At 68.4% G+C, this 18,586-nt stretch carries 18 protein-coding genes; 11 read left to right on the plus strand and 7 right to left on the minus strand.

Annotated features, from left to right (window positions below):
- Positions 1–48: 48 nt before the first annotated feature.
- The 5 genes from FHY06_RS03580 to FHY06_RS03600 are packed head-to-tail and all read left to right on the plus strand — an operon-like array spanning position 49 to position 6,590.
- Positions 49–1,212 (plus strand): efflux RND transporter periplasmic adaptor subunit, encoded by a 1,164-nt coding sequence (locus FHY06_RS03580; protein ID WP_184603406.1) that lies wholly within the window; start codon positions 49–51, stop codon positions 1,210–1,212.
- Entirely contained in the window at positions 1,205–4,300 is a 3,096-nt protein-coding gene (locus FHY06_RS03585; RefSeq protein ID WP_184603407.1) for an efflux RND transporter permease subunit, read from the plus strand. Before FHY06_RS03580 ends, FHY06_RS03585 begins: the two co-directional genes overlap by 8 nt.
- A 12-nt stretch (positions 4,301–4,312) precedes the next feature.
- Complete coding sequence (locus tag FHY06_RS03590) at positions 4,313–5,857, plus strand: efflux transporter outer membrane subunit (protein WP_184603408.1); 1,545 nt, start codon at positions 4,313–4,315, stop codon at positions 5,855–5,857.
- The gene (locus FHY06_RS03595) at positions 5,854–6,234 is read left to right on the plus strand and encodes a RidA family protein (RefSeq protein ID WP_019652617.1); all 381 of its coding nucleotides are present in this window, start codon (positions 5,854–5,856) and stop codon (positions 6,232–6,234) included. The genes FHY06_RS03590 and FHY06_RS03595 overlap by 4 nt, the downstream gene beginning before the upstream one ends.
- Positions 6,234–6,590 (plus strand): hypothetical protein, encoded by a 357-nt coding sequence (locus tag FHY06_RS03600; RefSeq protein WP_145759379.1) that lies wholly within the window; start codon positions 6,234–6,236, stop codon positions 6,588–6,590. The genes FHY06_RS03595 and FHY06_RS03600 overlap by 1 nt, the downstream gene beginning before the upstream one ends.
- Here the strand turns inward: FHY06_RS03600 and FHY06_RS03605 are convergent.
- The 4 genes from FHY06_RS03605 to FHY06_RS03620 form a co-directional block, all read right to left on the minus strand.
- Positions 6,554–7,627, minus strand: coding sequence for a patatin-like phospholipase domain-containing protein (locus tag FHY06_RS03605; RefSeq protein WP_145759378.1), 1,074 nt, complete (start codon positions 7,625–7,627; stop codon positions 6,554–6,556). The two genes, FHY06_RS03600 and FHY06_RS03605, sit on opposite strands and share 37 nt — an antisense overlap.
- 45 nt (positions 7,628–7,672) lie before the next feature.
- Positions 7,673–10,048 carry a Tex family protein gene (locus FHY06_RS03610; protein ID WP_184603409.1) on the minus strand — a complete coding sequence of 792 codons (2,376 nt, stop codon included), beginning with the start codon at positions 10,046–10,048 and terminating at the stop codon, positions 7,673–7,675.
- Between the two features lie 81 nt (positions 10,049–10,129).
- Positions 10,130–11,125 carry a sensor histidine kinase gene (locus tag FHY06_RS03615; RefSeq protein ID WP_184603411.1) on the minus strand — a complete coding sequence of 332 codons (996 nt, stop codon included), beginning with the start codon at positions 11,123–11,125 and terminating at the stop codon, positions 10,130–10,132.
- An 8-nt stretch (positions 11,126–11,133) separates the two neighbouring features.
- Complete coding sequence (locus FHY06_RS03620; RefSeq protein ID WP_019652612.1) at positions 11,134–11,928, minus strand: LuxR C-terminal-related transcriptional regulator; 795 nt, start codon at positions 11,926–11,928, stop codon at positions 11,134–11,136.
- 370 nt (positions 11,929–12,298) lie between these two features.
- Here FHY06_RS03620 and FHY06_RS03625 point away from each other — a divergent pair, with 370 nt between their 5' ends.
- The 4 genes from FHY06_RS03625 to FHY06_RS03640 all read left to right on the plus strand — a co-directional run bounded on the left by FHY06_RS03625 (position 12,299) and on the right by FHY06_RS03640 (position 15,348).
- Positions 12,299–12,814: a hypothetical protein gene (locus tag FHY06_RS03625; protein ID WP_184603414.1), complete on the plus strand. Its 516-nt coding sequence runs from the start codon at positions 12,299–12,301 to the stop codon at positions 12,812–12,814.
- Between the two features lie 57 nt (positions 12,815–12,871).
- Positions 12,872–13,234, plus strand: coding sequence for a GIY-YIG nuclease family protein (locus tag FHY06_RS03630; protein ID WP_184603416.1), 363 nt, complete (start codon positions 12,872–12,874; stop codon positions 13,232–13,234).
- A gap of 108 nt (positions 13,235–13,342) precedes the next feature.
- Positions 13,343–13,915 carry a DUF2239 family protein gene (locus FHY06_RS03635; RefSeq protein ID WP_019652609.1) on the plus strand — a complete coding sequence of 191 codons (573 nt, stop codon included), beginning with the start codon at positions 13,343–13,345 and terminating at the stop codon, positions 13,913–13,915.
- Complete coding sequence (locus tag FHY06_RS03640; RefSeq protein WP_221404092.1) at positions 13,912–15,348, plus strand: MATE family efflux transporter; 1,437 nt, start codon at positions 13,912–13,914, stop codon at positions 15,346–15,348. The genes FHY06_RS03635 and FHY06_RS03640 overlap by 4 nt, the downstream gene beginning before the upstream one ends.
- 9 nt (positions 15,349–15,357) lie before the next feature.
- On the opposite strand, the gene FHY06_RS03645 is transcribed toward FHY06_RS03640, so the two are convergent.
- Both FHY06_RS03645 and FHY06_RS03650 read right to left on the minus strand, forming a co-directional pair.
- A complete protein-coding gene (locus FHY06_RS03645; RefSeq protein WP_184603418.1) occupies positions 15,358–15,834 on the minus strand; it encodes a VOC family protein in 477 nt (158 codons plus the stop codon).
- 98 nt (positions 15,835–15,932) lie between these two features.
- Entirely contained in the window at positions 15,933–16,307 is a 375-nt protein-coding gene (locus FHY06_RS03650; protein WP_184603420.1) for an antibiotic biosynthesis monooxygenase family protein, read from the minus strand.
- A gap of 99 nt (positions 16,308–16,406) precedes the next feature.
- On the opposite strand from FHY06_RS03650, the gene soxR reads away from it, so the two are divergent.
- Both soxR and FHY06_RS03660 read left to right on the plus strand, forming a co-directional pair.
- A complete protein-coding gene (gene soxR, locus FHY06_RS03655) occupies positions 16,407–16,880 on the plus strand; it encodes a redox-sensitive transcriptional activator SoxR (RefSeq protein WP_184603422.1) in 474 nt (157 codons plus the stop codon).
- A 141-nt stretch (positions 16,881–17,021) separates the two neighbouring features.
- The gene (locus FHY06_RS03660; protein ID WP_184603423.1) at positions 17,022–17,546 is read left to right on the plus strand and encodes an HD domain-containing protein; all 525 of its coding nucleotides are present in this window, start codon (positions 17,022–17,024) and stop codon (positions 17,544–17,546) included.
- On the opposite strand, the gene FHY06_RS03665 is transcribed toward FHY06_RS03660, so the two are convergent.
- Positions 17,543–18,571, minus strand: coding sequence for an NAD(P)-binding protein (locus tag FHY06_RS03665; RefSeq protein WP_184604101.1), 1,029 nt, complete (start codon positions 18,569–18,571; stop codon positions 17,543–17,545). The genes FHY06_RS03660 and FHY06_RS03665 overlap by 4 nt on opposite strands.
- Positions 18,572–18,586 lie beyond the last annotated feature (15 nt).

An 18,586-nucleotide genomic window follows, 5' to 3' on the forward strand; every position in this document is an offset into this window, starting at 1 on the left:
AAGGCGTCCCATGCACGGCGCGCCCGTCCCGCGACACCCCGGATCGCGATGAAGAAGAAATCCCTCTACCAGATAACCCCCGCGCGCATCGTCTTCGGCGTGATGACCTGCGCGGCCCTGTGCGTCGACTCCTTCGACGGCGCCGCCCATGCAGCTACCACGGTGGCCGCCGCCCCCGCCCCGATGCTGGTGCGCCAGGGCAACCGCCTGAGCGTGCCCGCCGGCTCGCCGCTGCGCGACCGGCTGCTGGTCGCCACCGTCGGCCAGGACACGCTGCCGCACGAGGTGAGCCTGCCCGCCACGGTGGAAGCCAACCCGGCGAGCACCGTCAACATCCTGCCGCCGCTGACCGGCCGGCTGCTCGAGCTCAAGGTGCGCCTGGGCGATACCGTCAGGCGCGGCCAGGTGCTCGCCACCATGAGCTCGCCCGACCTCGCGCAGGCCGTGGCCGATGCCCAGAAGGCCCGCGACGCGCTCGACCTCGCGCAGCGTGCGCTGGTGCGTGCGCGCGGCGTGAACGAGGCCGGCTCCAACGCCGCCAAGGACGTGGAGGCGGCCCAGAGTGCCGTCGCCCAGCAGACGGCCGAACTGCGCCGCAGCGAGGCGCGCCTGCGCAGCCTGGGCGCGGACGGCAGCGGCACCCAGGCTGGCCAGGCCGGGCAAGTGCTGAAGATCGTCGCGCCCGCCTCCGGCACGGTCACGGCGCTGAACGCGGCCGCCGGTTCGAACCTGAACGACGCCAACGCGGCGCTGATGACGGTGTCGAACCTGGATTCGGTCTGGGTCACGGTCAACGTGCCCGAGAGCGTCGTGGGCACGGTCGCGCCCGGGCAGAACGTGGTGGTCACGCTGGCCGCCTACCCGGGCCGCAGCTTCAGCGGCAAGGTCGCCTTCGTGAGCGCGGTGCTCGACGCAGACACGCGCCGCGCCCGCGCCCGCATCGTGTTCGCCAACCCCGAAGGCATCTTCAAGCCCAACATGTACGCGACGGCCGTGCTGGGCGTGCCGCAGGGCGCGCAGCCGCAGGTGCCGGCCTCGGCGCTGCTGATGAACAACGACAGCGTGAGCGTCTTCGTCGAGGCCGAGCCCTGGACCTTCGTGCGCCGCACGGTGGAACTGGGCCGGGAGGACGGCGACAAGGTCCGCATCCGCAGCGGCCTGGCCGCGGGCGAGCGCGTGGTGGTGCGTGGTGGTGTGCTGCTGAATGATTAACCTCATCATCACCCAGTTCTTCCGCCGCAGGCACCTGGCCTGGGCGATGTCGGTGGCGCTGGTGCTCTTCGGCGCGTGGTCGTGGACGCAGATGACGGTCGAGGCCTACCCCGACCTCGGCGACGTCAACGTGCAGGTGACCACGCAGGTCAACGGCCTGGCCGCCGAGGAGATCGAGCAGCAGATCACCACGCCGCTGGAGCGCGCGCTAAGCAACACGCCCGGGCTGGCGTGGATCCGCTCCAGCAGCACCTTCGGCCTCTCGCTGATCACGCTGACCTTCAAGGACGGCACCGACGACTACTTCGCCCGCCAGCGCGTGACCGAGCGCATCGGCCAGGTCAGCCTGCCCTCCGGCGCACAGCCCGGCCTCGGGCCGGTGGCGGGGCCGGCGGGCGAGATCTACCGCTACACGCTGGAGTCGGACACCAAGAACCTGATGGAGCTGTCGGAACTGCAGCGCTGGAAGGTGATTCCGGCGCTCAAGCAGGTGGCCGGCGTGGTCGACATCAACAACTTCGGCGGCTTCACCCGCGAGTTCCAGCTGGAGCTGGACCCGGCGCGTCTGCAGAAATACGGTCTGGTGCTCAACGACGTGGTCACGGCCATCAACAACAACAGCGCCAACGCCGGCGGCGGCCGCATCGCGCGCGGCGACCAGAGCTACGTGGTGCGCGGCATCGGCCAGATCCGGACGCTGGACGATCTGGGCACGGTGGTGGTGGCGCAGAGCAGCGGCTCGCCGGTGCTGGTGCGCGATCTCGGGCGGCTGCAGTTCGGGCACCAGGAGCGCGGCGGCATCCTCGGCAAGGACACCAACCCGGACACCATCGAGGGCATCGTGCTGATGCTCAAGTACGAGAACCCATCGCGCGTGCTGGAGGGCGTGCACAGGAAGATCGACGAACTGCAGGCCGAGCTCGCGCCCATGGGCGTGAAGATCGTGCCCTACATCGACCGCGACGACCTGGTGAAGCTCACCGTGGACAAGGTGACGCACACCGTGCTCGAAGGCATGGCGCTGGTGTGCTTCGTGCTCATCCTCTTCCTGGGCAGCCCGCGCAGCGCGGTGGTGGCGGCGGTTGCCATTCCGATGTCGCTGGTGACGGTGTTCATCGTAATGCACTTCACCCGCATGCCGGCCAACCTGTTCTCGCTGGGCGCGATCGACTTCGGCATCATCGTGGACGGTGCCATCGTGGTGATGGAGGCCATCCTGCGGCGCCGCGAAGAAGAGCCGCATGCCACGCTCACCGAGGGCAACATCCTCGAGACGGTGAGCCATGTGTCGGGGCCGATCTTCTTCGCCACGCTGATCATCATCACGGCCTACTTTCCGCTCTTCGCCTTCGAGCGCGCCGAGGGCAAGCTCTTCAAGCCGATGGCCTTCACGGTCGGCTACGCGCTGGTGGGCGCCCTGCTCTGCGCGTTGACGCTCATTCCGAGCCTGGCCTACGTGGCGCTGCGCAAGCCGAGCAAGCCCTTCGTCAACAAGCCGCTGGTGTGGCTGACGGGTGCCTATCGCCGGGTGCTGGCGCGGCTGCTGGAGCTGCCGGCCATCGCCTACGGCCTGAGCGTGGCGGCGCTGGCCGCGGTGGTGGTGCTGGGCGCCACGGCCGGGCGCGAGTTCCTGCCCGACATCGACGAAGGCGCCCTGTGGCTGCAGGTCCAGCTGCCCTCGGGCCTGTCGCTGGACAAGGCCAGCGAGATGGCCACCGAGCTGCGGCACGTGCTGCTGGAGTACCCCGAGGTCTCCTACGTGGTGACGCAGCTCGGCCGCAACGACGACGGCACCGATCCGTGGACGCCCTCGCACATGGAGGTGCCCGTGGGCCTCAAGCCCTACGGCGAATGGCCGGCCGGCGTGAAGAAGGCCGACTTCGTGCGCACGCTGACCGAGCGCTTCGCGCGCATGCCGGGCTTCGACGTGGGCATCAGCCAGCCGATCATCGACGGCGTGAACGACGCCGTGGGCGGCGCGCACAGTCCGCTGGTGCTGCGTATCTACGGCGACGACCTGAAGGAAAGCCGGCGCATCGGCAACCAGATCGTCGACCTGCTCCAGACGGTGCGCGGCACGGCCTCGGCGTCGCTGTTCCAGGAGCCGCCGATCCCGCAGGTGGTGATCGAGCTCAACCGCGAGGCGGCGGCGCGCTTCGGCGTGAACGCGAACGACGTGGCCAACCTGATCCAGACCGGCATCGGCGGCGCGCCCGTCATCACCGTCTATTCGGGCAACCGCACCTACAACGTGTCGGTGAAGATGCCGAAGAGTGCCAAGGGCAACACCGAAGCCATCGGCTCGCTGTTGCTCAACAGCTCCAGCGGCGCCAAGGTGCCGCTGGCGCAGGTGGCCGACATCCGGCTGCAGACCGGCGAAAGCACGATCTCGCACGAGATGAACGAGCGCCAGATCACGGTGCGCGTGGACAACCGAGACCGCGACCTGGCCTCCTACCTCGACGAGGCACGCGATCGCATCGCGAAGGAAGTGAAGTTCGACCCCACGAAGACCCGCCTGCAGTGGGCCGGCCAGTTCGAGAACCAGCAGCGCGCGCAGGCGCGGCTGGGCGTGTCGCTGGCCATCGTGGTGAGCATCATGGCCGTGCTGCTGTTCTTCCAGTTCGGAAAGATCCGGCAGGTGGCGCTGATCCTGGGCGTGGTGCCGATGGCGACGCTGGGCGGGCTGATCGCGGTGCACGTCGCGGGCGAAACGCTCAACGTGGCCACGGCCGTAGGCTTCATCGCGCTCTTCGGCGTATCGATACAGAACGGGATCATCATGGTCGCCAACTTCCGCCGCGTGCGCGGCGAAGGCCTGGCGCTGCAGGCCTCGGTGCTCGAAGGCGCGACCGAGCGGCTGCGGCCGGTGCTGATGACGGCCACGGTGGCCTCGGTGGGCATGCTGCCCGCGGCCCTGGCCACCGGCGTGGGCACCGACGTGCAGCGCGGCCTGGCGACCGTGGTGGTCGGCGGGCTGGTCGTGTCGACGCTGCTGACGCTCTTCATCCTGCCCACGCTCTACTTCGCGATGGAACGCCTGTTCGAACGCAAGGGCTGGGGCACGCGCTCGCGGCGCGACCGGTAGGAGAACAGAGAAATGAAGAAGAAGACGAACCTGGCGGCGCCCGTCCCGGCTGGTACTACGGCTGGCATCACTGCCGGCATCGCGGCGATGCTGCTGGCGGGCTGCGCGGTCGGTCCTGACTACGCGCGCCCGCAGCTGAACCTGCCCGAGCGATACACGCCTGCGCCACCCACGAACCAGGCCGCCGAGGGCGTGCCGCTCGCGCACCTGTCGAGCGATGTGGACGTGCCTGCCCAGTGGTGGCAGGCCTTTCGCAGCGAGCCGCTGAACGCGCTGGTCGCCCAGAGCCTCGCCGGCAACCCGACCATCGAGGCCGCCGATGCCGCCCTGCGCGCCGCGCAGGAGAACGAAGCCGCCGACCGCGCCGCCTTCTGGCCGAGCGTGGCGCTGGGCTACTCGCCGACGCGGCAGCGCGTGGCCAGCGCGGTGGCGAGCCCGGTGTCGTCCAACGCGAGTCTCTACACGCTGCACACGGCGCAGGTGACGGTGTCGTACACGCCCGACGTGTTCGGCGCCACCCGCAGGCAGGTGGAAGGCGCGCAGGCCAACACCGAGCTGCAGCAGTTCCAGAGCGTGGCCGCAAAGCTCTCGCTCAGCAGCAACGTGGTGACCGCCGCGATCACCGAAGCCTCGCTGCGCGCGCAGCAGGCCGCCACGCTGAAGATCATCGCGGGCCAGAAGGAAGTGCTGCAGGCCTATCGCAGGCAGCTGGCGCTGGGCCAGGCAGCGCCGGCCGACGTCGATGCGCAGGAGGCCGCGCTGGCCGCCACCGAAGCGACGCTGCCGCCGCTCGACCGGCAGCTGGCGCAGCAGCGCAATCTGCTGGCCACGCTGGCCGGCCGCTTCCCGAGCCAGGGCGTGGAGGCGCGCTTCGATCTCGACGCGCTCCAACCGCCGACGGAGCTGCCGCTGACCCTGCCGTCCAGCCTCGTCGAGCATCGGCCGGACGTGCGTGCGGCCGAGGCGCAGCTGAAGTCGGCGAGCGCGGCCATCGGCGTGGCGGTGGCCGCGCGCCTGCCCAACGTGACGCTGGGCGTGAACTCGTACGGCTCCTCGGCCTACCGGCTGGCGGATCTGTTCAAGTCGTCCTCGCTCTTCTGGACGGTCGCCGCGAGCGTGACGCAGCCCATCTTCGACGGCGGCGCGCTGAAACACCGCGAGGCCGCCGCCCGCGCATCGTTCGACCAGGCGGCCGCGCAGTACCGCGCGACGGTGCTCGCCGCCTTCCAGGACGTGGCGAACACGCTCGAAGCCATCGACGCCGACACCCGAGCGCTGCAGGCAGCGGTGAAGGCCGAGCGCGCCGCGTCGCAGAGCCTGGCGCGCACGCAGGCGCAGGTACGGCTGGGCGACGCCAGCGCGCTCTCGCTGCGCATCGCCCAGCAGGCCCAGCAGCAGGCGCTGCTCAACCTAGTGCAGGCCCGCGCGCTGCGGCTGACCGACGCGGCCGCCCTCTTCCAGGCGCTGGGCGGCGGCTGGTGGAACCAGCCGCAGGCTGCGGTCGCCTCGTCTTCGTCGCTTTCGACGTCTTCTTCCAATTCCTCCGCATCGCCATGAACATCATCCGCCACGACATGGGACCCCGCTTCAGCGAGATGGTGACCGTCGACCTGGGCACTGCTCGCCTGCTGTATCTCTCGGGTCAGGTGGCCGAGAACCCGTCGCTCGACATCACCGGGCAGACGCGCGAGATCCTCCATCACATCGACCGCCTGCTCGCCACGCAGGGTGCCACCAAGCAGGACCTGGTCAGCGTGACGATCTACCTGCGCACCGTGGGCGACTACGCCGCGATGAACTCGGTGTGGGACGAATGGGTGCCGGCGGGACACACTCCCGCGCGCGCCACGGTGGGAGCGAAACTGATCGACTCCGAGTACCGCGTCGAGATCCAGGCGACGGCTGCGATCGCAGTGAAGGGGCCCGCGCCGTGATGCGCCTCTTCCTTCTTGGAGCGCTGATGCTCGGCGGCTGCTCGGCCTTCGATGCGCATTCCTTCGACCGCTCCGCCGGCTGGCGCGCTGCCGAGGTCGTCAGCGTCGGGCGCGCGGGCGACCTTGCCGCCACGGCCGATCGCGATTGCGGCTCGGACGGTGGTGCCGCGGCGCCCTACGCCGTCGTGCGCTATCGTAACGGAGGCGTGCACAGCCGTTCGGTAGGCACCGGTCGATGGCCTGCCGGCGCCCGGCTCAAGGTCGGCGATGCGGTGGAAGTGAACGTCCTCGACTGCGCCGCGCCCCTGGCGCTGCCGGGTCAGAGTGGCAGCAGCTCCGGCACGCCGTCGCGCTGAAGCCAGCCCTCGAACTCGTCGGAAAGCCGCCGCGCCTCGCGCGTGGCGCGGCCCCATGCGGCGATGCGCGCCTGCGCGTCGTTCGCGAAATGGATGAAGTCCTTGCGGTCGGGCAGCTTGCCGTTGGGCAGTGACCGAACCCATTCGGGGTCGGGCGCAAGCACCACCATCCGGTCGAGAAAACCGCTGGCCTTGTGGCGCCAGCGCAGGCCCTTGTCGAGCCAGCCCGGCACCACCGCCTGCTGGAAGTGCGGATACAGCACGATGCCCTCGTCGGCCGGCTGGTAGTCCAGGTGCAGGTGGTAGTCGGTGATGCCGCCGTCCCAGTAGGCGCCGCGCGGCGCGCCGGGAATATCGTGCACCGCCGCCAGCAGGAACGGGATCGAGCACGAGGCCTGCAGCACCATGTTGAAGTTGGCCTCGCTCAGCGCGTGCTGGCGCGTGCGGAAGTCGCGCGTGGCGAAAGGCAGGGCCGCGCCGGGGGTGGAGAACACGCAGCGCTCCAGCCACGCGCCCAGGCTCTTGCGGTGCAGGCTGTTGGTGGCGAATGCCCCGAGGTAGCCCACGGGCGTGCGCGCCCTGCCCTCGCGCCCGAGGATGTGCCGGCCGCGCGAGGTCACCACGTGAAGCCGATAGCGCGGATGGCCCAGCACCTCGCCGATGCGCCCGCCGTAGAACGATTCGAGGCTCTCGGCGAAGCGCTCGCTGAGCTGGTGCGGGCTGAGCTTCTTCTGGCCGGGCGGCACCTCGAACTGCTGGTGCACGTAGTCGTGCTCGAAGCGCTCGAAAGCGGTGTCGGGATCCGACAGGCAGGCCGTCGACAGCCGCCACGCGCCGATCGACGCGCCCACCAGGTGCACCTGCTGGCTCGACTGCGGCAGCCAGCGTCCGAAGATGAAACGGTCGAGCGGCCCGAGGATCAGCCCCTTCGGCCCGCCCGCCGCGCCGGGAACGGTGCGCACGTCCTGCGGACGCAGGCCGTGCTGCTCGATGTGCTTGCGGGCCGCGGGGCCGGCGTAGATGCGCAGGGCTTTCATCGTCATGCCGGTCGCGTCAGCAAGAAGCGTGCGTCGACGCCTGCCTTACTTGCGAAGCCCCTGCAGCTTGGCGAAGGCATTGGCCATCTGGCCGGCCGGTTGTGGCGAGCTGTCGCGGCGGCCGTGCTGCTGCTGGCCGCGTCCAGCCCCTTCGAAGCGGTTGTCGCGCGGGCCGTCGCGGCGCGCCGGAGCGGCGTCGAGCTTCATCGACAGGCCGATGCGCTTGCGGGCCACGTCCACTTCCATCACCTTGACCTTCACGATGTCGCCGGTCTTCACGACCTCGCGCGCGTCGTTCACGAACTTGTGGCTCAGCTGGCTCACGTGGACCAGCCCGTCCTGGTGCACGCCGAGGTCGACGAAGGCGCCGAACTGGGCCACGTTGCTCACGGTGCCTTCGAGCACCATGCCCTCCTTCAGGTCGGCGATGTCTTCCACGCCGTCATTGAAGCGCGCCACCTTGAAGTCGGGGCGCGGGTCGCGGCCGGGCTTCTCGAGTTCGCCCAGGATGTCCTTGACGGTGATGACACCGAACTTCTCGTTGGCGAAGAGCTCGGGCTTCAGCGTCTTGAGCATGTCGGCGCGGCCCATCAGCTCGGTGATCGGCTTGCCGGTCTTGACGATGATCTGCTCGACCAGCGGGTAGGTTTCTGGATGCACGCCGGTGATGTCCAGCGGGTCGGCACCGCCGCGGATGCGCAGGAAGCCCGCGCTTTGTTCAAAAGCCTTGGGGCCGAAGCCGGTCACGTCGAGCAGCTGCTTGCGGGTGGAGAAGGCGCCGTTGGCTTCCCGCCAGCGCACCACCGCCTTCGCCACGCTGGACGACAGGCCCGACACGCGGCTGAGCAGCGGCACGCTCGCGGTGTTGAGGTCCACGCCCACGGAGTTCACGCAGTCTTCCACCACGGCCTGCAGCGTGCGCGCGAGCTCGCTCTGGTTCACGTCGTGCTGGTACTGGCCCACGCCGATGCTCTTGGGGTCGATCTTCACGAGCTCGGCCAGCGGGTCCTGCAGGCGGCGTGCGATGGAGGCGGCGCCGCGCAGGCTCACGTCCACGTCGGGCATCTCCTGCGAGGCGAATTCGCTGGCGGAGTACACCGAGGCGCCGGCTTCGCTCACCACCACCTTGTCGACCTTCAGCTCGGGCGCGCCGGCCTGCGCGGCCATCTTGGCCAGCAGCTTGATGAGGTCGGCCGCCAGCTTGTCGGTCTCGCGGCTGGCGGTGCCGTTGCCGATGGCGATCAGGTTCACGCCGTGCTTGGCGCACAGCTTGCCCAGGGTGTGCAGCGAGCCTTCCCAGTCCTTGCGCGGTTCATGCGGAAACACGGTGGCGGTCTCGACCAGCTTGCCGGTGGAATCGACCACGGCCACCTTCACGCCGGTGCGGATGCCGGGGTCCAGGCCCATCACCACGCGCGGGCCGGCGGGCGCCGCGAGCAGCAGGTCGCGCAGGTTGTCTGCGAACACCTTGATGGCGACCTTTTCCGCGTCTTCGCGCAGGCGGGTGAACAGGTCGCGCTCGGTGGACAGCGCGAGCTTCACGCGCCAGGTCCAGGCCACGCACTTGCGGAGCAGGTCGTCGGCCGGGCGGCCCGAATGGCTCCAGCCCAGGTGCAGCGCGATGCGGCCCTCGGCGATGCTGGGCTTGCCGGGTTCGGGCTCCACGGGGAGCACAAGCTTGGCATCGAGGATCTCCAACGCGCGGCCGCGGAACACGGCCAGTGCGCGGTGCGAGGGCACGCGGCCGATGGGCTCGTCGTACTCGAAGTAGTCGCGGAACTTGGCGACGTCGGCGTTGTTCTCGTCCTTGCCGGCCATGAGGCTGGAGTGCAGCAGGCCCTCGTTCCAGAGCCATTCGCGCAGGCTCTGCACCAGCGCGGCGTCTTCGGCCCAGCGCTCGGAGAGGATGTCGCGCACGCCGTCGAGCACGAGCGGCACGGTCGAGAAATCGGGGCCCGGCTTGCCGTCGTCGAGGGTGGTGGCGGGCTGCAGGAAGGCCTTGGCTTCCACGGCGGGGTCGAGCGTGGGGTCGGCCAGCAGCTTGTCGGCCAGCGGCTCGATGCCGAATTCCCGGGCGATCTGGCCCTTGGTGCGGCGCTTCTGCTTGAACGGCAGGTAGAGGTCTTCGAGTTCCTGCTTGGTGGGCGCCAGCTCGATGGCGGCGCGCAGCTCGGGGGTCAGCTTGCCCTGCTCGTCGATGGCCTTGAGCACGGCCCCGCGGCGGTCTTCGAGTTCGCGCAGGTAGGAAAGACGCGCTTCAAGTTCGCGCAGCTGGGTGTCGTCGAGGCCATCGGTGGCTTCCTTGCGGTAGCGGGCGATGAATGGAACCGTGGCGCCCCCGTCGAGCAGTTCGACGGCGGCCTTCACCTGGTTCTCGCCGACCTTGATCTCGACGGCGAGCTGGCGAATGATTTTCTGCATGTCTTGAGCGCGTCCCTGGCAAAGCGCGGGAGTTTGCCATAGGCGAGCGCGGCCTCCGCCCCTGCCGGCCCGCCGGGCGTGTTACAGCTTGCGTTCGTGTTCCGCCCGTGCCGGCGCCGCGCACGGCACCACGAGCCGCACGCACAGGCCGTGCGGCGCGACGGGGCCGATGTCGAGCTCGGCGCCGATCGCCTCGGCGCGCGAATGCATGCTGCGCAGGCCCTTGCCCAGGCCGGCGGAGGGAATCCCGTCGCCCGCCGCCTCGCCCGCCCGAACGTTCGCCTCCGGGCCCAGCCCGCGGCCGTCGTCGCGCACCTCGAGCACCATCGCGCGCCCCTGGTCGTGCGCCGCGACCCGCAGCTCGACCCGACTCGCACGCGAATGGCGCAAGGCGTTCGACAGCGCCTCCTGCGCGACGCGGCAGACCTGCGAGGCGGTTTCCGCGGGCATCTCGAAAGTCTCTGCCTCGGCCGGCACGCTCCACTCGAAGGCCACCCCCATGCGCTCGAAGGCGGGCAGCAGGCGGTAGCGCAGGTGTCCGAGGCGCTCGACGACAGTGCTGTCTCCCTGGTCGTCCAGGTCGTCCACCGTCATCTGCAGCTCGAGCAGGCAGGCCTGGAGCGCCATCGAGAGGCTGCCGGGGCCGGCCGACCTGGGGTCCTGGCTGGCCAGCAGCGCCACCAGCCTGGAACCGACGCCGTCATGCAGGTCGTTGGCAATGCGGCGGCGCTCGGCCATCACGGCCTCGGCCTGGAGCGAATGGGAGGTGCGCTGTCGCGAGAAGTACCAGATGCCCACGACCATGGCCAGCACCAGCACGTTGACGGCCTGAAGGGCCCAGAAGGCGAACGACATGTCGCCCGCAGTGGCTGCGACGGCGGCCGGCCCTGACCAGATCGCCTGCGCGGCGACCGGCGTCAGGTGCAGCGCACCCGCGAGCGCGGTCCAGGCCAGGAGCCGGCGGCGCGAGACCTGCCGGCGCAGCCATGCCAGCAGCACGCACCAGGCAGCGATCGAAAGCCACACGAACTGGTCTTCCAGAAGATGCGGAAGCTGAAGGTCCTGCGGCGCGAGCATGGCATGGCCTAGAGGAGTCCCCGATGGGAGGCGAAGCTCACGGCCTGCGCGCGGGTGTGCGCGTGCAGCTTGCGGTAGATGTTCTTGACGTGTGCGTTAACCGTCTGGGCACTGATGGTGAGCTGCAGCGCGATCTCTTCGGTTACGTAGCCGGTCGCTACAAGTCGCAACACTTCGCGCTCCCTCGCCGACAGGGTCGCCTTGCTGTCGGGCGGGCGCACCGGGTTCACGTTGGAGCGCTTGTGATCGAGGTGCACGAGCAGCCTGCGGGCCAGCCGGGGGGTGATGGCGGCACCGCCATTGACCACCTGCAGCACGGCCTGCGCATAGCTCTGGAACCACGCGTTCTTGACCAGGTAGCCCGAGGCGCCGAGCTCGAAAGCATGCAGCACCTGGGGTTCGTCCTCGAGGGCCGAAATGACGATGATCTCGGCCGCGCTGCGATGGCGCTTGGCCTCCTCGATCAGTTCGAATCCGCTGCCGTCGCCGAGCCGGATGTCGACCATGAGCACGTCGAATTCATGCTGCATCAGCAGGCGCCGGCCCTCGCGCAGCGTACCGGCCTGGCCTTCGAGCTGGATGCGCAGGTCGCCCAGCAATTCCTGGGCGATGACGCGGCGCACGAACGGGTCGTCGTCCACGAGCAGTACGCGCACCGGCTTGGTCTGCTGCCCGGTCAGGAAGTCTGGCCACGGGAGGGTGTCGGCGGACGGTGACAGCAGTCCGCCGAACTGGCCAGGGTTGTTGTACTTCCTTGCAGAGTTGCTTGAATCTGTCAACGAAATCTCAAGATCGCTTTCCATTTCAGCCCCTTTGTGACAACTAGTCCATCGTGTTCGTTTCCAAAAGTTAATCCATTTCTACTCAGATTTTTAAACCGAACTTTTTTGATTACCTTGGTTGCATCCTGTTGCGATTGACTACCGGTGTCAAGTAAAAGTACTACTTTTCCCTTGTGGCGACGCATGTAATGCCCGGTTGGCGAGGCTTTGGATGGGCAGTTCGACATGTCTTTTGCCATAGCCTTGCTCTACCCAACAAAGGGCGCCGTCCACCGTCCCTCAGGCCTTGACGAAGCATTTCGACTGACATTTGAGCCATTCAAATCCCCCTCGCTGACCGTCAGCTGATGGCAAAGCGGCCCGCCGCACTGCCTTGCCTTACGCTCGCACGATGACTTTCCTTGCGCATCTGTTGCGCGTGCTGCGTGCCCTGCTCCGCGCCATTGCCACGGCGCTCGTCGTTCCGCTGCTGCTCTTCGAGGAGTGGGGCTGGGAGCCGCTGGCGGCGCTTGTGGCGCGCCTCTCGCACCTTCCCCTATGGGCTGCGCTAGAGGAGAGGCTGCGCCGGCTGCCGCCGTGGGGAGCGCTGCTGGCCTTCTTCGTGCCGGTCCTGTTGCTGCTGCCGGTGAAGGTGCTGGCGCTCTTCCTCTTCGGCCGTGGCCATGCGGCGAGTGCGCTGACGGTGCTGGTGCTGGCCAAGCTGGTCGGCACGGCCATCGTGGCGCGGATCTTCCAGCTGGTCGAGGGGCCGCTGATGCGCATTCCCTGGTTCGCCCGCTGGTATCCCCGATGGAAGGCCTGGAAGGACCGCGTGCTCGACTTCGTCAGGCAGAGCCGCCCCTGGCGCCTGGTGCGGGCGTTGAATCGGCGCCTCGCCCGAAACTGGCGTCATTTCAAGGAAGGCTGACGCATATTTTACCCGGGTATATTGCCATCCTTATTTAACCCGGGTAATATTTGAGGCATGAACCTGCCCACTGAAACCCGCCGCGACCTGATCCGCCAGTACAAGGAAACCCCGCGCCCCGCCGGCGTCTACGCGATCCGCAACAGGCTCGACGGGCGCATCTACGTGGGCGGCAGCCTCGACGTCGAAGGCGCGATGAATCGCGCGCGTTTCGAGCTGAACATGCGCTCCCATCGCAGCAAGGCGCTCTTGCGCGACTGGATCGCCCACGGCGCCGACCATTTCAGCTTCGAGGTGGTCGATCGCGTCAAGGAGCGAAAAGACCCCGATTTCGATCGCAAGGCCGAACTCGAGAAGCTTCTTTCGCTCTGGCAGGAAGAGCTTCAATGCTTCGGGGCGAACGGCTACAACACACCCTGAACGCATGTGCGATACATGCTGTCGAAACGGTGCGCAGCGAAGCGCAGCAGCGAGTAGATTACGCACCTCGTTTCGCTTGGCATCCCCCAGGAACAAACAAACACCCGAATGTCTTCCGACACCCCGACAACCACCCTGACCGTGTTCTTCGGCTTCCAGCGCGTCGCGCACGGCAGCAAGGCCGAAGTGCTCGAGCAGTTGAGCCGCCGCGACGATCCCGGCCCGTATCTCGTTTTCGACGACCAGACCGGCACCCAGCTCGACCTCGACATGCGCGAGCTCCCGCCGGAACTGCGCTACCCCGAGGCCGAGCCGCATCGCGACGAGGCACCGCGCAGCGTGGGCCGTCCCAAGCTCGGCGTGGTCGCACGCGAGGTCACGCTGCTGCCGCGGCACTGGGACTGGCTGGGCCGCCAGCCCGGCGGCGCGTCGGTCGCGCTGCGCAAGCTGGTCGAAGATGCGCGCCGCGTGAACGCCGAACGCGACACCGTGCGCGCTGCGCAGGAGGCCGCCTACCGCTTCATGACCGCGATCGCGGGCAACCTGCCCGGCTTCGAGGAAGCCACCCGCGCGCTTTTCGCCGGCGAGGAGCAGCGTTTCGCCAACCTGATCGAACCATGGCCCGCCGACGTGCGCGCCCATCTGCAGAAACTCGCGGCCGCCGGCTGGAACCATCGATGAGAACGACAACCGAGACGACCGGCTCCACGGCCAGCAGCCAGGGTGCCGGCCAGAGCGGCCTGCAGGGCGTGCCCGTATCGCCCGTCAACGCGCCCCGGCCCTTGTGGAAGGTGTTCCTCTTCTTCCTCGCGCCGATGTTGCTCAGCAACATCCTCCAGTCGCTCTCGGGCACGCTCAACAACGTGTACGTGGGCCAGATGCTCGGCGTGGGCGCGCTCGCGGCGGTGTCGAGCTTCTTCCCGGTGATGTTCTTCTTCATCGCCTTCATCATCGGCCTGGGTGCGGGCGCCTCGGTGCTCATCGGCCAGGCCTGGGGCGCGCGCGACGCCGCCAAGGCGAAGGCCGTCGCGGGCACCACGCTCACCGTCGGCGTGCTGATGGGCCTCGTGATCGCCGTCTTCGGCGGCGCGTTCACCACGCCCATGCTGGCGGCGCTGGGAACGCCGCCCGACGTGCTGGCCGACTCCACGCGGTATGCGCGCATCATGCTGATCGCGATGCCGGGCGTGTTCATCTTCCTGCTGGCCACCGCGATGCTGCGCGGCGTGGGCGACACCGTCACGCCGCTGCTCACGCTGCTGATCTCCACCCTGATCGGCCTGGTGGTCACGCCTGCGCTCATCCGCGGCTGGGGCGGCCTGCCGCAGCTCGGCGTGGCCAGCGGCGCATGGGCCTCGGTGCTGTCGTTCCTCGTAGCGACCGTCTGGCTGGGCTTCCGGCTGCGCCAGCGCAGGAGCCCGCTCGCACCCGATGCGGAATTCATGCGCAACCTGCGCATCCAGCCGCACCTGCTGAAGGCCGTGCTGCGCATCGGCGTGCCCACCGGCGTGCAGATGATCGTGGTGGCGCTGGCCGAGGTGGTGCTGCTGTCGATGGTCAACGGCTTCGGCTCCAACGCCACGGCCGCCTACGGCGCGGTCAACCAGGTGGTGGCCTACGTGCAGTTCCCCGCCATCTCCATCGCGATCACCGCATCGATCCTCGGCGCGCAGGCGATCGGCGCGGGCCGTGCCAACCGGCTCGGCGCCATCGCGAAGACGGCGCTGCTTATGAACCTCGTGCTGACGGGCGGGCTGGTGCTGCTGGGCTACCTCTTCTCGCGTCCGCTGATGGGCTTCTTCATCACCAGCGCGCCGGTGATCGAGATCGCGCAGACGCTGCTGCACATCATGCTGTGGAGCCTGGTGGTGTTCGGCATGGCCTCGGCGCTCTCGGGGATCATGCGCGCCAGCGGCTCGGTGCTGGTGCCGACGCTGATCTCCATCTTCTGCATCCTGGGCGTGGAAGTGCCGGTGGCATGGCTCATGAGCCACCGCATCGGGCTCGACGGAGTCTGGGTGGCCTACCCCGTGACCTTCGGCGCGATGCTGCTGCTGCAGACCGCGTACTACCAGCTCGTGTGGCGCAAGAAGGCGATCCACCGGCTGGTGTAGGCGCCGCTCCTACCTTCCCTCGAAGGCGCGCTGCACCTCGGCAAGGTCGAGCTTGACCATCTTCATCATGGCCTGCATCGCGCGGTTGGCCTTGGCCTGGTCCTTGTCCTGGAACATGCGGATCATGGCCTTGGGCGCGACCTGCCACGACACGCCGTAGCGGTCGGTGAGCCAGCCGCACTGCACGGGCTCGCCGCCGCCTTCGAGCAGCCTGTCCCAGTAGTAGTCGACATCGGCCTGCGTCTCGCACGGCACGAACATCGAGATGGCCGGGTTGAACTTGTACTGCGGGCCGCCGTTGAGGATCATGAACTCCTGCCCGTCGAGCTCGAAGGTCGCGGTGAGCAGCGAGCCCTTGCGCTCGGGGTTGGCGTCGCCCCACAGCAGCCTGTCGGTGACGCGGGAGTTGGGGAAGATGCTGCTGTAGAAATTCAGCGCCTCCTCGCCGTTGGTGTCGAACCAGAGGCAGGGAATGATCTTCTGCATGGGATCTCCTTGGTGCTTGAATGATGAACCTTGAGGTTCAGTATCGAAGCCTCCGCCGCTGGCTGTCAACCCGTGCAACGCCTGTCAGTGGGAAGTTGTCAGGCGATGCGATAGAAGCCCTGGTCGGGGCGTACGCCCGCCCTCTTCGTGAACTCGACCGGATCGAAGCCCTCCTCGGCGAACTTCTTCTTCACGAACTCGGTGGCCGAGGCCACGGCCTGCTCGCTGGTCCATTCGACCAGCGTCAGGACGTTGAACTCGCTGCCTCCGCCCGTCTGGTCCAGCACATGCGCGCGCAGGCAGCCCGGCAGGTTGCGCAGTGTCTGCTGGATGCGCTGCATCTGCGCGATGAACGCCGGCCGCGCTTCGGCTGGCACGGCGAACTTGTCGACCCGGAAGACGGGACCGTAGGCAGGGATCGAGGAAGAGGTCGAGGTCGAGGACGAGGAAGAGGCGATGGTGTCGTGCGACATGGAGCGGATTCCTTGCAGAGAAAAATGCGCACGGGACCCGCGCGCTGGGAGTTATTCTCAAACCTCAAGTAAAGCTGAGGTCAAGGGCTTTTCTCTTCCATGAACGACGCACTTCAACGAGCCGGCATTCCCTCCACGCTCACGGTCGGCGAGGTGGCCCGCCGCAGCGGGGTGACCGTGTCCACGCTGCATTTCTACGAGGCGCAGGGGCTGATCGGCAGCACCCGCACCGCGGGCAATCAGCGACGCTACCCGCGCACGGTGCTGCGGCGCGTGGCCTTCGTTCGGGTAGCCCAGAGGGTAGGCATTTCGCTTGCCGAGATCGGCGCTGCACTGGCTACCCTGCCCGACTCCGCCGCGCCGGCCCGCGAGGACTGGGCCCGGCTCTCGGCCTCATGGCGCGCGGATCTGGACGAGCGCCTGGCGCAATTGCAGAAGCTGCGCGACACCCTCGACGACTGCATCGGCTGCGGCTGCCTGTCTATCGACCGCTGCAAGCTGCGCAATCCGCTCGACCGGCTCGGCGCCGAGGGCCAGGGGCCGCAGCGGCTGCTGGTGAAACGAGGCGCCTGAAGAACCCAGGCGCTTGCGCCCAAAAAAAGCACTTCGCCGGCGAAATGCCCCGGCCGAATCGACTGCGCCCCACGGCGGCTGCAAGCGCCAAGGATGGTGCGCCGCCACGAAGGCAGAATGGAAAAAAGCAAAGGACTCCGAATGACGAGTACTTCACTCACACCCGAGGCCGCCCGTGCCTACGCCGTCGAGATGCACGGCGAACAGAAATACGGCACGCATCCCTACGTGCACCATCTCGACGCCGTCGCCGCCCTGCTACAGCCCTACGGCGACAAGGCGCGCGTCGTCGGCTATCTGCACGACGTGGTCGAGGACACGGCCACCACCGTGGCCGACGTGCGCTCGCGCTTCGGCGACCTGGTCGCCTCCTGCGTCGCTCTGCTCACCGACGCACCCGGTGCCAATCGCAAGGAGCGCAAGGCCAGGACTTACGCGGCGCTGGCCGAGGTGAAGGGCGACGAGGAACTCGCGCTGCTCGTGAAGGCCGCCGACCGGCTGGCCAATGTGCGCGCCTGCGTGGCCGACGGCCAGCGCGCCTTGTGGGACACCTACCGCGGGGAGCACCCGACCTTCAGGGCGGCCGCGTTCAGGCCCGGGCAGTGCGATCCGCTGTGGGCCGAGCTCGACACGCTGCTCTCGCCACCGCACGCGCCAGCGCCCTAGCCGGCACGCGGATTCGCGAACTCCATCACCCCGTCGTCCACCGAACCGAAGCGCAGGCTCACGAGATCGCGCGCGTAGTTCTGGTACACCCGCCACGGCGCGCGCGAGCCCTGCTTCGGAAACCTGTCCACCGCGCGCTGCACGTAGCCTGAGGAGAAGTCCAGCCAGGGCTCGGGCACCAGAGACGGGTCGGTGTTGCGGGGCGTGCATTGCCTCCAGCCGTGCTTCTCCATGTGGTTGAGCACCCGGCAGACATACGCACAGGTCAGGTCGCTCTTGAGCGTCCACGAGGCGTTCGTGTAGCCGAACGACGAGGCCAGGTTGGGCACGTCGCTGTACATCATTCCCTTGTAGTTGAAGGTCGCGGCCGGGTCCACGCTGCGGCCGTCCACTTCGAGCTGCACGCCGCCCAGCACCTGCAGTTCGAGTCCGGTGGCGGTGACGATCACGTCGGCCTGCAGCTCTCTGCCCGACTTCAGCCTGATGCCGCCCGGCGTGAAGGTGTCGACATGGTCCGTGACCATCGATGCGCGCCCTGCCCTGATGGCCGCGAACAGGTCGCCGTCTGGCACGAGGCAGAGGCGCTGGTCCCACGGGTTGTAACGCGGCGTGAAATGCGTGGCGACGTCGTAGCCGGGCCCGAGGGCCTGCCGCACGCCACCGAGGATCAGCCGCTTCACGCGTTCGGGCCTGCGCCGCGCAAGGCGCAAGAAGTACATCGACAGCAGCACGTTCTTCCAGCGCGTGAGGCCGTACGCGATGCCTGACGGCAGGAAGCTGCCCAGCGTGTACATGTCGGAATCGGAGCGCACGCCGGGATAGCGGAACAGGTCCCAGGTACCGCCGCTGCGTTCGCGCCCCTCGAGGATCGCGTAGCTGCGCCCCGGGCACTTCGCCTGCAGGTGGTAGCCGGCGCCGATGCCGGAGAGCCCGGCGCCGACGACCAGCACGTCGAGGTACTCCTGTCGGTGCTCCTGTTGCGGCTGCTGTTGCTGGGTCTGCCGGTCTCGGTCTTCTTCCTGCATCGACATGTCTCCTGT

This window comes from Variovorax atrisoli (genome assembly GCF_014195185.1).
Classification (GTDB): domain Bacteria; phylum Pseudomonadota; class Gammaproteobacteria; order Burkholderiales; family Burkholderiaceae_C; genus Variovorax; species Variovorax atrisoli.

What these genes read in the sequence shown, in the direction of transcription:
- FHY06_RS03580 (WP_184603406.1), top strand. Translation starts at nt 49, where the DNA reads ATGAAGAAGAAATCCCTCTACCAGATAACCCCCGCGCGCATCGTCTTC.
- FHY06_RS03660 (WP_184603423.1), top strand. Translation starts at nt 17,022, where the DNA reads ATGACGAGTACTTCACTCACACCCGAGGCCGCCCGTGCCTACGCCGTC.
- FHY06_RS03635 (WP_019652609.1), top strand. Translation starts at nt 13,343, where the DNA reads ATGTCTTCCGACACCCCGACAACCACCCTGACCGTGTTCTTCGGCTTC.
- FHY06_RS03610 (WP_184603409.1), bottom strand. Translation starts at nt 10,048, where the DNA reads ATGCAGAAAATCATTCGCCAGCTCGCCGTCGAGATCAAGGTCGGCGAG.
- FHY06_RS03595 (WP_019652617.1), top strand. Translation starts at nt 5,854, where the DNA reads ATGAACATCATCCGCCACGACATGGGACCCCGCTTCAGCGAGATGGTG.
- FHY06_RS03605 (WP_145759378.1), bottom strand. Translation starts at nt 7,627, where the DNA reads ATGAAAGCCCTGCGCATCTACGCCGGCCCCGCGGCCCGCAAGCACATC.
- FHY06_RS03600 (WP_145759379.1), top strand. Translation starts at nt 6,234, where the DNA reads ATGCGCCTCTTCCTTCTTGGAGCGCTGATGCTCGGCGGCTGCTCGGCC.
- FHY06_RS03615 (WP_184603411.1), bottom strand. Translation starts at nt 11,125, where the DNA reads ATGCTCGCGCCGCAGGACCTTCAGCTTCCGCATCTTCTGGAAGACCAG.
- soxR (WP_184603422.1), top strand. Translation starts at nt 16,407, where the DNA reads ATGAACGACGCACTTCAACGAGCCGGCATTCCCTCCACGCTCACGGTC.
- FHY06_RS03625 (WP_184603414.1), top strand. Translation starts at nt 12,299, where the DNA reads ATGACTTTCCTTGCGCATCTGTTGCGCGTGCTGCGTGCCCTGCTCCGC.
- FHY06_RS03645 (WP_184603418.1), bottom strand. Translation starts at nt 15,834, where the DNA reads ATGCAGAAGATCATTCCCTGCCTCTGGTTCGACACCAACGGCGAGGAG.
- FHY06_RS03665 (WP_184604101.1), bottom strand. Translation starts at nt 18,571, where the DNA reads ATGCAGGAAGAAGACCGAGACCGGCAGACCCAGCAACAGCAGCCGCAA.
- FHY06_RS03585 (WP_184603407.1), top strand. Translation starts at nt 1,205, where the DNA reads ATGATTAACCTCATCATCACCCAGTTCTTCCGCCGCAGGCACCTGGCC.
- FHY06_RS03630 (WP_184603416.1), top strand. Translation starts at nt 12,872, where the DNA reads ATGAACCTGCCCACTGAAACCCGCCGCGACCTGATCCGCCAGTACAAG.
- FHY06_RS03640 (WP_221404092.1), top strand. Translation starts at nt 13,912, where the DNA reads ATGAGAACGACAACCGAGACGACCGGCTCCACGGCCAGCAGCCAGGGT.
- FHY06_RS03650 (WP_184603420.1), bottom strand. Translation starts at nt 16,307, where the DNA reads ATGTCGCACGACACCATCGCCTCTTCCTCGTCCTCGACCTCGACCTCT.
- FHY06_RS03620 (WP_019652612.1), bottom strand. Translation starts at nt 11,928, where the DNA reads ATGGAAAGCGATCTTGAGATTTCGTTGACAGATTCAAGCAACTCTGCA.
- FHY06_RS03590 (WP_184603408.1), top strand. Translation starts at nt 4,313, where the DNA reads ATGAAGAAGAAGACGAACCTGGCGGCGCCCGTCCCGGCTGGTACTACG.